Consider the following 15,023-nt stretch of genomic DNA (forward strand, 5'->3'; position numbering starts at 1 on the left):
GGCGCTCGGTTAGCGTGCGAGCCATGGTGCAGACGATCCAGATCCCCACGACGGACGGGACCGCCGAGGCCTACCTGGCCGGGTCGGGCCCGGGCGTGCTCTTCTACATGGACGGGATCGGGCTGCGGCCGCGGATCGCGGAGATGGTCGAGGAGATCGCGTCGTGGGGCTACACCGTGCTGGCGCCCAACGTCTTCTACCGCGACGGCTCGGCCGCCGATCTCGCGCCCACCCAGGACCTCCGGATCCCCGAGAACCGGGCGGCGTTCTTCAAGGCCGGGGTGATGGACCGGGTCAACGCGCTGACCCCCGACAGGACCGAGCCGGACGCCGCCGCGTGGATGGCGGCGCTGGCGGAGCACGCAGACGTGGGCCCGATCGCGACCACCGGCTACTGCATGGGTGCCCGGCTGGCCCTGCTCACCGCCGGCTGGCACCCCGACACGGTCAAGGCGGTGGGCGGGTTCCACGGTGGGGGCCTGGTCACCGACGCGCCGAGCAGCCCGCACCGGGCCATCGCGGCGTCGAAGGCGTCGTACGTGCTGCTGCACGCGGACAGGGACCACGGCCTCACGCCCGAGCACGTCGCCGTGCTCGAGGTGGAGCTCGCCCAGGCGGGCCGGCCGCACATCAACGAGATCGTGCCGGGCGCACCGCACGGCTACACGATGAGCGACACCTCGACGTGGAACGAGGAGGGCGCGCGACGGGCCTCGACCGAGCTGCGCGCGCTCCTCGACCGCGTGCTGGCCGGCTAGAGCTCCTCGTCCTCGTCCTCGTCCTCGTCGTCGGGATCGGCCAGCTCCGCCCGGCGCTCGGAGTCGAGGTAGGTCTCGCGGTCGTCCGTCTCCTCGGCCTCCAGGGTGTCGACGGCGTCGTCCTCCGAGATGCCCTCGGTGGGGTCGACCCTCGTCTGCGGCTCGAACTCCTCAGGCTGACTGGTCATGAGGTCGAAAATACTCGCTACGGGACGATGCGAGGCAGGTCCGAGGCGACTGCCTTGAACTCCGGCGGACGCTTCTCGAGGAAGGCGGCGACGCCCTCCTTGCCGTCGGCGATCGAGGTGTAGAACATCGCCAGCGAGTCCGACAGGTGCGCCTCGAGCGGATCTGCGGCAGCGGCGTTGCGATAGACTAGCTGCTTGGCCAGTCCGAGCGCCGCGGGGGAGCGGCCGACGACGAACGAGCGGGCCAGCTCCTGGGCAGCGGGCAGCAGGTCGTCGGGCTCGTGGAGCGAGCGGAGCAGTCGCCCGTCGTACGCCTGTCGGGCGGTGAGGATGTCGGCCGAGTAGACCCACTCCAGCGCCTGCTGGAGGCCGACGACGCGGGGCAGGAACCAGGTGGAGCAGGCCTCCGGCACGATGCCGAGGCGGCCGAAGACGAAGCCGATCCGCGCCGTCGTCGAGGCGAGCCGCAGGTCCATCGCCAGCGTCATCGTGGCGCCGATCCCGACCGCCGGCCCGTTGATCGCGGCGATCACCGGCTTGGGCAACGCGTGGATGGCGAGGGTGACCCGTCCGCCCGTGTCGCGCACCCCGTCGGCGTACGCCGGGTCGTCCCACCCGTTGGCGCAGTGCTCCCGGATCGACTCCGGCGTCGGCCGCAGCGTCTCGTCCAGGCCGAAGACGTTGCCCTCGCGAGACAGGTCCATCCCGGCACAGAACGCCCGCCCGGCGCCCGTGACGACGACGGCCCTGACGTCGTCGGACCGCGCCTCGCCGAGGAAGAACGCCTCGAGCTCCTGCGCCATCGTCACGCTGAACGCGTTGAGGGCGTCGGGACGGTCGAGGGTCAGCGTCGCGATGCCGTCGTCGTCGACCTCGACGCTGACGGTCTCGTAGGTCATCCGGTGACCGACTTGGGCAGGCCCGACGGGGTGCAGAGGTTCTTGGGGATGTCCTTCGTCCGGTCGTTGATGACGTAGCCGAACATCTTCTTCGCGCGGGCCTCGTCCCAGTGGATGTACATGTCCGAGATCGGTACGCCGCAGGTCAGCGCCGATCCGCCGGACACGGACCGGAACGCCCAGGCGAACTTGGCGATCGCGATCGTGCTCATGTCCTTGCCCACGGCGATCCCGGACGCGGCGTCCTTGAGGCCGTTGAGCTTGAACGGGTTCAGCAGGGTGCCGGGCGTCGCGACCTTCTTGCCGATCTGGCCGATCACCTCCGACTGCGCCTCGCCGCGGCCGAGGTCGCCCAGCTTCTGGGCGTGCCGCGAGCGGGAGTAGGCCAGGGCCTTCACGCCGTCGGCCTGCTGACAGCCCTTCTTCACGTGGAGGTTGGCGAGCGGGTCGTTCATGTTCGTCTGGGGGCAGATCGTGATGCCGCCGACGCCGTCGACCAGGTTGACCAGGCCGCCCATGCCGATCTCGACGTAGCCGTCGATCCGGATGCCGGTGTTCTGCTCGATGGTCTTCACCAGCAGCTCCGGGCCGCCGTAGGCGAAGGCGGCGTTGATCTTGGTGCTGCCGTGGCCCGGGATCGGGACGTAGGAGTCACGCGGGATCGTCATCAGCAGGTTGGGGCCGCTGCCGGTGTGGAGCAGCTTGATCGTGTCGGTGCGCTGGCCCACGTCGCCGCCGGTGTGCAGCTGGCGGCGCTGCGCCTTCGACAGTCCCTTCCGGGAGTCGCTGGCCACGACGAGGTAGTTGGTGCCCGGCTGGTCGGCCGGACGGGCGCCGCTGGGTTCCCAGTCGACCCGGTTGAGCGCCTTGGGGAAGGACAGTCCGACCCACACGATGCTGGCGATCCAGACCAGGAGCAGGACGTAGATGATCCGACGTACGGTCTTGAAGGTGAGGCGGCGACCGCCGCCCGCGCCGTCGCCCCGGCCGTCGCCGGGCGTGGGCGCCAGCGGGGGAGCGGCCGGCGGTTGCGCCGGGCGCTGGTCGTAGGTGCGCCGGACCTGGGTGGGCGCCGGCTGCGCGCCGCCCCGGGTGCCGCCCGGCGCGCTGCGTGCGCCCTGAGCACGGGGCTGGACCGGAATCGCCCGGGTGGCCTCGGGTTTCTGCGGGGAGCCCGACCGGCCGCCGGAGCGGCCGCGCCCACCGTAGAGCCAGTCGAATTCGGGACCCTCTCCCGAGCTGCCGGGTCGATCTGCCATGGCGACGAAGGTACCGGGCGTCTCCCAGAGAGCCCGCGTCGACGGCTCAGCGCGTGTCGCTGCGATCTGTGACCGATGTGACTGGTGATACTGGCGGTGCCAGTCCTGGCTCGCACGCCTGAATCTTCCCCCGTCGTCTCAGACTGCTCAGAGAGTCACCATGTCGCAGCCCTTCGCGTCCGCCCGCAGCACGTGCGCCGAGCGCGCCGCTCGTGTCCGCTACCGGCGTGCCGTCGGTCTGCTGGTCATGACGCTGGTCCTCCCGGGCTCCGCCCAGCTCGTCGCCGGCAACGCCCGGCTGGGGCGCATCGCGATGCGGCTCTGGGTCGGCCTGCTGCTGCTCGCGGGCGGCTCCGTCGTCATCGCCCTCGTCGATCGCGAGCGTGCGCTGAGCACCTTCACGAACCCGTCGGTGCTGCAGCTGCTGCGCCTGGGCCTGATGGTCCTCGCCGTCGCGTGGGCCGCGCTGCTGGTCGACGCCTGGCGGATCGGCCAGCCGCTGTCCCTGCAGCTCACCCACCGGCGCGTGCTGCTCGGCGTCAACGGCGCGATGTGCCTGGTGGTCGCCGGCGTCCTGCTCTTCGGCTCGCACACCGTCGGCGTCATGCGCAGCTCGGTGCTCGCCACCTTCGCGGGCGACGAGGTCGTCGGAGCCCACGACGGCCGGTTCAACGTGCTGCTGATCGGCGGCGACAGCGACGGCGGCAAGACGCGCTGGGGCCTGCGCACCGACTCGATGACCATCGCCTCCATCGACGCCCACACGGGCAAGACCGTGCTCGTCGGCCTGCCACGCAACATGTCCGACTTCCCCTTCCCGAAGGGGTCGGTCCTGGCGAAGCAGTTCCCGCACGGCTACGACTGCGACGGCTGCTACCTCAACTCGCTGAGCACCTGGGCCGGCGACCACGCCGACCTGTTCAAGGACTACGACGACCCCGGCATCGAGGCCACCCTCGAGGGCATCCAGGGGATCACCGGCCTCGACATCAACTATTGGGCGATGGTCAACCTGTCCGGCTTCCAGGACCTGGTCGACGCGGTCGGCGGCGTCACGCTCGACGTCCGCGAGGCGATCCCGGTCGGCATCCCGGGCGACAAGTTCTACACGCACCTCAAGACCGGCACGCGCAAGCTGAACGGCTGGGAGACCCTCTGGTACGCCCGCGCCCGCCACGACTCCGACGACTACTCGCGGATGGCGCGCCAGAAGTGCGTGATGAGCGCGATGCTGCAGCAGGTCAGCCCGCAGACGGTGCTCGCCCACTTCGACGAGATCGCGAAGGCCGGCTCCAACATGGTGTCGACCAGCATCCCGGCCAGCGAGGTGGGCAGGTTCGTGTCGCTGGCGCTGAAGGCCAAGGGCCAGAAGGTCGCGTCGGTCTCGCTCGTCCCGCCCGCGATCGTCACCGCCCACCCCGACATCCCCAAGGTCCGCCGGATGATCACGACCGCGATCGACCGTGCCGAGGGCAAGAAGCCCGCGAAGAGTTCCTCCCCGACGAAGGACCCGTCCGCTCCGTCCACGGGCGGATCGGCGTCGAGCGGCGCCACGAAGGTCGTCACGGGCGGATCGATCGGCTCCCTCAAGACCGGCTACGCCGCGAACCAGTCCGACGACCTCGCCTCGGCCTGCTGACCCCTTTCGTCGCTGGAGCCGGCCGAGACCTAGGGTGGCCCGCGTGACTGAGCAGGGCGACCGACCGCGCATCGCCGCCGTCGTCGTCACCTTCAACCGCCTAAGCCTGCTCCAACGCCTCCTCGAGCGGCTCGACACCGTCGCGGGCGTCGACGAGGTGCTCGTCGTGGACAACGCCTCGACCGACGGTACGTCGGAGTGGCTGGCGTCCCTCGAGCCCGGTGCCGAGGGTGCCGACGGCCACGCCGAGCGCCGGGTCGTCGCGCGCACGCTGACCAGCAACACCGGCGGCGCCGGAGGATTCGCCGAGGGGGTCGCCTGGGCCGTCGAGCGCGGCGCCGACCTGGTCTGGCTCATGGACGACGACGGCGTACCGGCGTCCGACTGCCTCGACCGGCTCCTCGCCGTGCGCGACCGCGACTTCTGGGGGCCCGTCGTCGTCGACGAGGCGGCGCCCGAGCGGCTCGTGTTCCCGATCCGCCTCCCCGGCGGGACCCGCGTCGTCCACGACGTCGCAGCCGTGGAGCGGGCCGCGAGCGACGGCGTCCTCGACGGCATCGTCATCCCGTTCAACGGGGTCCTCGTGACCCGGGAGCTGGTGGAGCGGATCGGCATCCCGCGGGCCGACTTCTTCATCTGGGGCGACGACCACGAGTACCGCCTGCGGGCCGAGGCCGCCGGTGCCCGCATCGCGACGGTGGCCGGTGCCCGCTTCCTCCATCCGTCGGTCGGCAGCCTCGGCACGCCGATGATGTTCGGCCGGACGACCTACAACCACAGCCCGAGCGACCTCAAGCACTACTGCATGGCCCGCAACAACCTGGTCAACCAGCGCGACTACAACGGCTGGCCGCACGCGCTCGCGTTCGTCGTGAAGACGGCGTGGTTCTACACCTTCACCCGGCCCTCGCCGCGCCGCCTCGCGCTCAGCGCACGGGCGATGTACGCGGGGCTGCGCGGTGACTTCACCGGCCACGGGAGGTACCTCCGATGAGCGGTCTCGATACATCCTCGCTCGTCCCTCACGACGGCTCCTCGACCAACGAAGCTGTCGCTGGTCGAGGAGCGAGCGCCAGCGAGCGTATCGAGACCGTGGCGATCGTCGTGGTCACCTACAACAGGGCCGACCTGCTGGTGAACCTGCTCGACGGACTGGCCAGGCTCGAGCGGCCGGCCGACGCCGTCATCGTCGTCGACAACGCCAGCACCGACCACACGGCCGCCGTCCTCGAGGCGAGCGGCCTCCCCGGGCTGCGGGTGATCAGGACCGAGAAGAACCTCGGGGGCGCGGGCGGCTTCCACGCCGGCATGAAGGCCGCCCACGAGGCCGGCTTCGACCGGATCTGGCTCATGGACGACGACGTCGTCCCCGCGCCCGACTGCCTCACGGTGCTGATGGGGCTCGACGAGAACTGCCTCATGTCGGTGCGCGAGAACACCGACGGCAGCCTCATCGAGCTGGCCGCGACCCGCTTCGACCTGGCCAACCCGCTGGCCGTCAAGCCGAAGACGGCCAGCGTGATGAGCAGCTACGGCGACCGCGCGCGCATGCCCGAGCGGGTCCAGCTGGAGAATGTCGCCTTCGAGGGGTTCATGGTCCGCCGCCGCGTCGTCGACACGATCGGCCTGCCCGACCCGTCGTACTTCATCTTCTACGACGACGTGGACTACGCCCTGCGCGCGCGGCGTGCCGGGTTCCGCATCTGGGCGATCCGCGACGCGCGCCTCGTGCGCCAGCTGGACTTCAGCCAGCAGCACGACCTCAGCAGCTGGAAGGGGTTCTTCATGTACCGGAACCTCTTCGTCGTCCACCTCCGCTACGGCGAGAACGCGCTGGTGCGGGCGAAGCCGTGGGCGATCACGGTCGCCGTCACCGTGCTGTCGCTGCTGCGCGGTCGCCGCGGGGAGGCGAGCAACGTGATCCGAGCCCTACGGTCGGCGCGGGGAATGCGGAGCCTTCCCCCGTCGTCCGTAGACTGACCGATCGTGTCAACCGATCTTCCCGACCTGCTCATCGTCGGCTCCGGCTTCTTCGGCCTCACGATCGCCGAGCGAGTGGCCTCCGAGCTCGACAAGAAGGTGCTCGTCCTCGAGCGCCGCTCGCACATCGGCGGCAACGCCTACAGCGAGCGCGAGCCGGAGACCGGCATCGAGGTCCACAAGTACGGCGCCCACCTGTTCCACACCAGCAACGAGCGTGTGTGGGAGTACGTGAACCGGTTCACGACGTTCACGGGCTACCAGCACCGGGTGTTCGGCAAGTTCCAGGGGCAGGTCTACTCGCTGCCGATGAACCTCGGCCTCATCAACCAGTTCTTCGGCAAGTCGCACACGCCCGAGGAGGCGCGGGAGCTGATCGCCGAGCAGGCCAGCGAGATCCGCACCGAGGACGCCGCGAACCTCGAGGAGAAGGCGATCTCACTGATCGGCCGCCCGCTCTACGAGGCGTTCATCAAGGGCTACACCGCCAAGCAGTGGCAGACCGACCCGACCAAGCTCGCCGCGGAGATCATCACCCGGCTGCCCGTGCGCTACACGTTCGACAACCGCTGGTTCAACGACAAGCACGAGGGCCTGCCGGCCGACGGCTACACGGCGTGGCTCGAGCGGATGGCCGACAACCCGAACATCGAGGTCCGGCTGGAGACCGACTTCTTCTCGGTCGCCGAGCAGTACAAGGGCAAGGTGCCGATCGTCTACACCGGCCCGGTCGACGAGTACTTCGGCAACTGCGAGGGCCGGCTCTCCTGGCGCACCGTCGACCTGGAGGAGTCGGTCGTCGACGTCGACGACTTCCAGGGCACCGGGGTCGTGAACTACAACGACCAGGAGGTGCCGTGGACCCGCATCATCGAGTTCAAGCACTTCCACCCGGAGCGCACGCACCTGCCCGGCAAGTCGGTCATCGTCCACGAGTACAGCCGCTTCGCCGAGGAGGGCGACGAGCCCTACTACCCGGTCAACACCGCCGAGGACCGCGCCAAGCTGCTGAGGTACCGCGAGCTCGCCCAGCAGGAGCCGATGGTGCTCTTCGGCGGCCGGCTGGGCACCTACCAGTATCTCGACATGCACATGGCCATCGGGTCCGCGCTCTCGATGTACGACAACAAGATCAAGCCGCACTTCACTGATGGCGCACCGTTCGCCTCGGGAGGGATTGCCGAGTGAGCACTCAGAAGACGACGGGGAAGACGACGAGCAAGACGACGAGCAAGACGACGAGCAAGGCGGCCGGTAGGACGACGGGCACCGCCGAGGCGTCGTCCAGCACCGCGACCCGGCTCCTGCAGCGCCAGATCATGCCGGTCGGGCGCGACCTGGACGCGATCGCGCTCTACGTCGACCTCGAGGAGGTCAAGCTCGACGCCGGCAAGTACGAGATCGGCGGCAACAAGTCGGCCAAGGACCTCAACAACGCGGCGATCCGCCAGTCGACGTCGACCGGTCGCGCGGTCCACCCCGACCAGCTCCTCTCCCGGACCGCGTTCCGCGTGCCGGCGGGGGAGAAGGTCTCGTTCGGCAGCTACTTCAACGCCTTCCCGGCGAGCTACTGGCGCCGCTGGACGGTCGTCACCGACGTCACCCTGACGCTCACCGTCCGTGGTGAGGGCGCCACGGTCGTGGTCAACAAGTCCACCGCCGACGGCCGCTCGCAGAAGCTCGACTCGGCCACTGTCGAGGGCGACGCCCAGACGCTGAGCTTCGAGCTCAGCCTCAAGCCGTTCGTCGACGGCGGGTGGCTCTGGTACGACGTCGCCGCCGGCACGACCGACGCCGTCGTCGAGACCGCCGAGTGGACCGCCGAGGTGCCGGCCGACCGCCTCGAGCACGGCACGGTCGACATGGCGATCACGACGATGAACCGCCCGGACTTCTGCGCCAAGCTGCTCGGCCAGCTCGGCACGGAGGAGCTGCTGCCCTACCTCGACACCGTCTTCGTGATGGAGCAGGGCAGCAAGAGCCAGCTCGTCGCCGACAGCGAGTACTTCCCCGCGGCCGAGAAGGGCCTCGAGGGCAAGCTGCGCGTCATCGAGCAGGGCAACCTGGGCGGGTCCGGCGGTTACGCCCGGGGGCAGCTCGAGTCGCTGCGCAAGGGCACGGCGACGTACACGATCATGATGGACGACGACGTCGAGGCCGAGACCGAGGGCATCATCCGGGCGGTCACCTTCGCCGACCTGTGCCGGCGCCCCACCCTGGTCGGCGGCCACATGTTCAGCCTCTACGCCAAGAGCCGGCTGCACAGCTTCGGCGAGATCGTCCAGCCGTGGCGGTTCTGGTGGCAGACCCCGCTCGACGGCTACAGCGACTGGGACCTCGCCGCGCGCAACATCCGGTCGTCCCGGTGGCTGCACAAGCGGGTCGACGTCGACTTCAACGGCTGGTTCATGTGCCTCATCCCGCGCGAGGTGATCGCCGAGATCGGTCTCTCGCTCCCGCTCTTCATCAAGTGGGACGACTCCGAGTACGGCCTGCGTGCCAAGGAGGCCGGCTACCCGACGGTGACGTTCCCCGGCGCGGCCGTCTGGCACATCCCGTGGGGCGACAAGAACGACGCACTCGACTGGCAGGCCTACTTCCACCTGCGCAACCGCTTCATCGCGGCGCTGCTGCACTCGCCCTACCCCAAGGGCGGCCGGATGATCCGGGAGAGCCTCAACCACCAGATCGCCCACCTGGTCTCGATGCAGTACTCCACCGCCGAGCTGCGCCTGATGGCGCTCGAGGACGTCCTCGCCGGTCCGGAGGGGCTGCACGGGATGCTCGGCACGAAGCTCGCCGAGGTCAACGCCTTCCGCAAGCAGTTCACCGACGCGCAGCTGCACACCGACCGTGACGACCTGCCGCCGGTCAAGCGCAGCAAGCCGCCGCGGAAGGGCCGCGACGTGGTCGAGGTGCCCGGGCGGCTCTCGTCGCTCATCAGCGCCGGCGTCGCGCCGATGCGGCACGCCATCAAGTCGCCCCGCGAGCTGTCGCGCAACTACCCCGAGGCGGAGATCCGTGCGATGGACGCCAAGTGGTGGAAGCTGGCGTCGTACGACTCCGCCATCGTGTCCATGAACGACGGCTCCTCGGCCGCCCTCTACCGGCGCGACCTGGGCGAGTTCCGCGACCTGATGAAGCGGACCCTGGCGATCCACGAGCGCTACCGTCGCGAGTGGCCCGCTTTGGCGCAGCGCTACCGTGCTGCCCTGAAGGACATCACCTCGCCGGAGGCCTGGGACGAGACGTTCCGACCGTGGCTCGAGACCGGCGGTGACGAGGGGAACGACGCATGACCGAGGCCGCCCAGGCGACCGGCGCCGTTGCGCTGGCCGACCGTCACCATCTCGACGCCATCCCGCTCTCGTCGCCGGCGGCGAACCGGGGGCTCCTCGAGGTGTTCCGCCGTCGCTACGTGCTGCGGCTGCTGGTCAAGCGTGAGGTCCAGGGGCGCTACGAGGGCTCGTTCCTCGGGTTCCTGTGGTCCTACATCAACCCGCTGTCCCAGTTCTTCATCTACTGGTTCTTCATGGGCCAGCTGCTCAGCCGCGGACGGTTCGAGAACTACCCCGTGCACATGTTCGCGGGCCTCATCATCGTCCACTTCTTCACCGAGACCTTCGGCGCCGGCACCCGCTCGCTGGTGGGCAACAAGGGCCTGATCGCGAAGATGTCGGTGCCACGGGAGATGTTCCCGGTGGCGACGATGCTGGTCTCGCTGTGGCACGTCGCGCCTCAGATCCTCATCCTCGTGGGGGTGTGCCTGCTCGAGGGCTGGCGGCCAGACGTCGTCGGGATGCTCGCGATGGTCGCGGCCATCCTCATCGCGATGATCCTGGGGACGGGGTTGGCCCTGCTGTTCAGCACGGCCAACGTCTTCTTCCGCGACTTCGGCAGCTTCGTCAGCATCATGAACAACTACATCCGCTTCGGTGTCCCGATGCTCTACCCGTTCTCGACGATCGCGAACGGGCTGCCGCAGTGGGCCGTCCACCTCTACCTCTGCAACCCGGTGTCGATCGCCGTCATCCTGTTCCAGCGGGCCTTCTGGCTGGGGACGACGAAGGACCCGGTGAAGCAGGCGGCGGCGACGCTGCCCGACCACCTGGCGATGTGGACGATCATCGGCATCGCCATCTCGGCGGTCGTCCTGCTGATCGCGCAGCGTGTCTTCCTGAAGTACGAGAACAAGGTTCCGGAGCGACTCTGATGGGAACGTCGATCAAGGTCGACCACGCGACCAAGGTCTTCACGAAGCGGTATCACAAGACCTTCAAGCAGATGACGGTCGCCAAGATGCGCAAGCAGAAGATCTCCGACACGTTCAACGCCGTCGACGACGTCACGTTCGAGATCCAGCAGGGCGAGTCCGTCGGCCTGATGGGCCTCAACGGGTCCGGCAAGTCGACGCTGCTGAAGCTGATCAACGGGACGATGCGGCCCGACGAGGGCAGCGTGCTCACCCGTGGCCGGATCGCCGGACTGATCGCGACCGGCGCCGGCTTCCACCCGCAGCTGACCGGTCGCGAGAACGTCTACCTCAACGCGGCGATCCTCGGGATGAACGAGAAGGAGACCGCCCGCAAGTTCGACGAGATCGTCGACTTCGCCGACATCGGCGACTTCCTCGACACCCCTGTCGGCAACTACTCGAGCGGCATGTACTCCCGCCTCGGGTTCGCCGTCGCCGTGCACGTCGACTCGGACATCTTCCTGGCCGACGAGGTGCTGGCGGTCGGCGACAAGCCGTTCAAGCGCAAGTGCATGGAGAAGATGGAGGAGGTCAAGGCCAGCGGCGTGACGCTCGTCTACGTCAGCCACGCTGCCGCCTCCGTCGCCCGCATGTGCGAGCGGGTGATCGTGCTCGAGAAGGGCAAGCTCGGGTTCGACGGGGCCGCCCTCGACGGCATCCGCTACGTCAAGTACGACGACGAGCTGCCGGTGGACGGCAAGACCGACGAGTCCGCCCTCGCCAACGACGACGCGATGCTCGGCGCCGACATCTGAGTCGCTGCCCGGCGTACCGGCCCGCTCTCCTCCGGGAGGGCGGGCCGGTGTCGTTGTGCGAACTACACGGCTGTAATTTTACCTATATCTGCGAAGTCACGGCGTGTCGAGTAGAAATTACACGTTTGTAGTTACTCGAAAGCCCTTCCCAGGGTCTGTGACTGATGTGAAAGTTGAGCCCTCGTGTGACTCTTCCCCGCACACCTGGAGCTTGAATGAACCCGCAGAAGTCGCGTTTCGTCGCCCTGTGCCAGCAGACGCTGGTGCTCGGCGCCGTCTTCGCTGCCCTCGTCCCCGCCGCGAGCGTCGTCAGCCTCGACGTCGTCCGTGAGCAGCCGGCCCCCAGCACGGCGGCGAGCGCCCCGTCCGACGAGCACGCCGCGATGGCCGCGTACGCCGCCGCGGCGGATCGGGCCACGCCGGTGGCGGCATCGTCGGCGAGCGCGACCCTGCACGAGTTCGCCCTGACGCCGCCGGCCGGCGCGAGCGCCGCGCACGGGGCGGTCGCCCGGCAGTCGAGCGGCTCGGTCCACGCGGTGGCCGCCGTCGCGACCCGCGCCTCGGCCGGCGTGCACGCCACGACCGTCGCCGACGCGGCCACGGACACGACGACGATCACCAGCGACCCGCAGGACGTCACCGGCTACGGCACGGTCGGCGTCACCTGGGAGCACGGCCAGGACCTCGGCGAGGGCGACATCAGCTTCACGCTGCGGACGAAGACCGACGGCGACTGGAGCGCGTGGCAGAAGCTCGACTACCACGACGAGCACGGTCCCGACGTCGGCACCGTCGAGGCGCGCAACGAGCGACCCGGTACCGACGAGGCCCTGGTCGGCCACGTCGACCAGGTGCAGGTGCGGGCCCAGGTGAGGTCGGCGGAGGTGCCGGCCGACCTGAAGCTGGCCGTCATCGACCCCGGGAAGGTCACCGCCACCAAGGCCGAGACCCCCGACATCGACACCAGCGAGCTGCCGGTCGTCCCGGACGCCGCGCCGAGCGGCAAGGGCGGCCTCGTGGACGCCCCCCGCGGCCCGGCGGCCGACCCGACCACCGGCCCGACCACGGGCCCGGCCACCGACCCGGGCACCGGTACGACCACCGGTACGACGACGGACCCGGCTGCCGACACGACCAGCGAGCCGACCGACACGACGGACCCGACCGCCGGGACGGACGACGGCCTGGCGCTGGCCGCGTCGTCGATCGTCGCGACCAAGCCGTACATCTACAGCCGCGCCCAGTGGGGTGCCAACGAGAAGGTCCGCGAGCAGACCGCGCCGTCCTACGGCTCCGTGCACGGCGCGTTCGTGCACCACACGGTCAACGCCAACGACTACACGGCGGCCGAGGTGCCGGCGATCATCCGGAGCATCTACACCTACCACGTGAAGAGCCGCGGCTGGCGCGACATCGGCTACAACTTCCTCATCGACCGGTTCGGCCGGATCTGGGAGGGCAGGTACGGCGGCGTCGACCGCAACGTCATCGGCGCCCACACCGAGAACTACAACGGCGACTCGTTCGGCGCCTCGGCGATCGGCAACTTCGACATCGCCGCGCCGCCGCAGGCCGTCGTCGGTGCGTTCGGTGCCCTGTTCGGCTGGAAGCTCGCCATCAACGGCGTCTCCGCCGCCGCCAAGAACGTGAAGATCGGCAAGCGCGTCTTCGCCTCCTCGATCATGGGTCACCGCGACACGAAGTCGACGGCGTGCCCGGGCCGCTACCTCTACGCCCGCATCCCCGACATCCGGACCATCGCGATCGCCGCGCAGCGCCCGCTGTCCTACACGGCGCGCAACGCCAACCTGGTCGGCACCGCGCACCCCGACATCATCGCCCGCCGGGCGAGCGACAAGCGGGGCGTCATCATCCCGACCACCGGCTTCAGCGGGTTCGCCGGCGGCAGCACGCTGTCGATCAAGGCCACCAACACGCCGGTCCTGTCGCCAGACCTGACGGGGGACGGCCGCGCCGACCTCCTGCTCGTCGGGAAGGGCGGCAGGTCGGTGGTCCGGCCGGGCAACGGCCGCGGTGGCTTCGGCCCCGGGATCGCCCCGTCGACCGACCAGAAGGGCCGCGACCTCATCACGCCGCTCGGCGACGTCAACGGGGACCGGCGCAACGACCTGCTCTCCCGCGACCCGCGGACCGGCACGGTCATCGTGTGGCTCGGCCGCGGCAACGGCACCTTCAAGAAGCAGGCGCTCCGCTCCAGCTTCAAGGCCTACAACCTGATCACCGCCGGCGACGTCGACGGGGACCACAAGGTCGACCTGCTCGCTCGCGACGCTCACGGCGTCCTGTGGCTCTACCGCGGCAAGGGCAACGGCGGGTTCCCGACGCGGCGTGCGCTCAGCAGCGGCTGGTCGGCGTACGACGCCATCGTGGCCGCCGACTTCAACAAGGACGGTCTCGCCGACGTCCTGGTGCGCAGCGCCCACGCCAAGATCGGCTACGTCCGCGCGAACCTCGGTGGAGGCAGCTTCGGCGCCGCCGTCGGCGGCTACGCCGTGACGGCGAAGGTCGGCCGCGTCCTGGGCGCGACCAACGTGATGGGGGACTCCTCGCCCGACCTCCTGGCCCTCACCGGTGCCCGGGTCCAGATCCTCCAGCACAACGCCGGCACCGACCTGGGCGCTCCGGTCGTCACCAACCTCGACCTGTCGAAGGCCAACCTCGTGCTCAACGTGGGGGACTGGAACCGCGACGGCCACGGCGACGTGGTCTACCGCGAGACGTCAGGCGTGCTCTACCTGGCCCTCGGCAACGGGGCCGGCTCCTTCAGCGGCCGCTACTCCTTCGGCAGCGGCTGGGGCGCCGCCACGCTGATCGCCGCGCCCGGCGACATGAACGGCGACGGGCGGATGGACCTCATCGCCCAGCTCGGCGGGGTGACCAAGCTGTGGGCCGGCAACGGCGCCACGGGCGTCACCGCGACGTCGGTGATGTACGGCGCCCTGAGCGGCTCGGCCCAGGTCGGGGCGGGCAAGTGGGACGGCAACACCACGCTCGACACGCTCGTCCGCGACGGCAACGCGCTGCAGCTCTACGCGGGGAACGGGCCGGCCGGGCTGTCGGCCCCGCGGACGCTGTCGATCAACCTGGCACCGTACGACTGGGTGATCGGCGTGGGCCCGCTCAATCTCTCGGGCCACCCCGACCTGGTGGTGCGAGGCCGCTCCAACGGCGCGCTCTACGCCCTGCAGGGCAACGCCGACGGCACGCTCCGGTCGGCGAGGCTTCTCGGAAGCGGGTTCGGGGGGTACGACCTGGCCGGCTGAGCCGGT

General features: G+C 69.8%; 12 protein-coding genes. 9 read left to right on the forward strand and 3 right to left on the reverse strand.

Going from position 1 to position 15,023, the window contains the following annotated elements; all coding sequences use genetic code 11:
- Positions 1 to 23: 23 nt before the first annotated feature.
- Positions 24 to 758 (forward strand): dienelactone hydrolase family protein, encoded by a 735-nt coding sequence (locus QDS12_RS13160; protein ID WP_279879510.1) that lies wholly within the window; start codon positions 24 to 26, stop codon positions 756 to 758.
- Here QDS12_RS13160 and QDS12_RS13165 read toward each other — a convergent pair.
- From QDS12_RS13165 to QDS12_RS13175, 3 genes are read right to left on the reverse strand one after another with little or no spacing between them, the layout of a single operon-like run.
- Entirely contained in the window at positions 755 to 946 is a 192-nt protein-coding gene (locus QDS12_RS13165; RefSeq protein ID WP_279879511.1) for a hypothetical protein, read from the reverse strand. The genes QDS12_RS13160 and QDS12_RS13165 overlap by 4 nt on opposite strands.
- Before the next feature lie 17 nt (positions 947 to 963).
- On the reverse strand, positions 964 to 1,845 hold the full coding sequence (locus tag QDS12_RS13170) for a crotonase/enoyl-CoA hydratase family protein (protein ID WP_279879512.1): 882 nt from the start codon (positions 1,843 to 1,845) through the stop codon (positions 964 to 966).
- Positions 1,842 to 3,104 (reverse strand): LCP family protein, encoded by a 1,263-nt coding sequence (locus QDS12_RS13175; RefSeq protein WP_279879513.1) that lies wholly within the window; start codon positions 3,102 to 3,104, stop codon positions 1,842 to 1,844. The genes QDS12_RS13170 and QDS12_RS13175 overlap by 4 nt, the downstream gene beginning before the upstream one ends.
- 160 nt (positions 3,105 to 3,264) lie before the next feature.
- On the opposite strand from QDS12_RS13175, the gene QDS12_RS13180 reads away from it, so the two are divergent.
- The 8 genes from QDS12_RS13180 to QDS12_RS13215 all read left to right on the forward strand — a co-directional run bounded on the left by QDS12_RS13180 (position 3,265) and on the right by QDS12_RS13215 (position 15,017).
- Entirely contained in the window at positions 3,265 to 4,743 is a 1,479-nt protein-coding gene (locus QDS12_RS13180) for an LCP family protein (RefSeq protein ID WP_279879514.1), read from the forward strand.
- A gap of 43 nt (positions 4,744 to 4,786) precedes the next feature.
- Entirely contained in the window at positions 4,787 to 5,737 is a 951-nt protein-coding gene (locus QDS12_RS13185) for a glycosyltransferase family 2 protein (protein WP_279879515.1), read from the forward strand.
- Complete coding sequence (locus QDS12_RS13190) at positions 5,734 to 6,723, forward strand: glycosyltransferase family 2 protein (RefSeq protein ID WP_279879516.1); 990 nt, start codon at positions 5,734 to 5,736, stop codon at positions 6,721 to 6,723. The genes QDS12_RS13185 and QDS12_RS13190 overlap by 4 nt, the downstream gene beginning before the upstream one ends.
- A 6-nt stretch (positions 6,724 to 6,729) precedes the next feature.
- Positions 6,730 to 7,911 carry a UDP-galactopyranose mutase gene (glf, locus tag QDS12_RS13195; RefSeq protein ID WP_279879518.1) on the forward strand — a complete coding sequence of 394 codons (1,182 nt, stop codon included), beginning with the start codon at positions 6,730 to 6,732 and terminating at the stop codon, positions 7,909 to 7,911.
- Entirely contained in the window at positions 7,908 to 10,022 is a 2,115-nt protein-coding gene (locus QDS12_RS13200) for a glycosyltransferase (RefSeq protein WP_279879519.1), read from the forward strand. The genes glf and QDS12_RS13200 overlap by 4 nt, the downstream gene beginning before the upstream one ends.
- Positions 10,019 to 10,936 carry an ABC transporter permease gene (locus tag QDS12_RS13205; protein ID WP_279879520.1) on the forward strand — a complete coding sequence of 306 codons (918 nt, stop codon included), beginning with the start codon at positions 10,019 to 10,021 and terminating at the stop codon, positions 10,934 to 10,936. Before QDS12_RS13200 ends, QDS12_RS13205 begins: the two co-directional genes overlap by 4 nt.
- Positions 10,936 to 11,733: an ABC transporter ATP-binding protein gene (locus QDS12_RS13210; RefSeq protein ID WP_279879521.1), complete on the forward strand. Its 798-nt coding sequence runs from the start codon at positions 10,936 to 10,938 to the stop codon at positions 11,731 to 11,733. The genes QDS12_RS13205 and QDS12_RS13210 overlap by 1 nt, the downstream gene beginning before the upstream one ends.
- Positions 11,734 to 11,948: 215 nt before the next feature.
- A complete protein-coding gene (locus tag QDS12_RS13215; protein ID WP_279879522.1) occupies positions 11,949 to 15,017 on the forward strand; it encodes an FG-GAP-like repeat-containing protein in 3,069 nt (1,022 codons plus the stop codon).
- The last annotated feature ends 6 nt before the right edge of the window (positions 15,018 to 15,023 follow it).

Origin of the sequence: Nocardioides sp. CER19 (assembly GCF_029846275.1) — a bacterium.
GTDB lineage: Bacteria > Actinomycetota > Actinomycetes > Propionibacteriales > Nocardioidaceae > Nocardioides.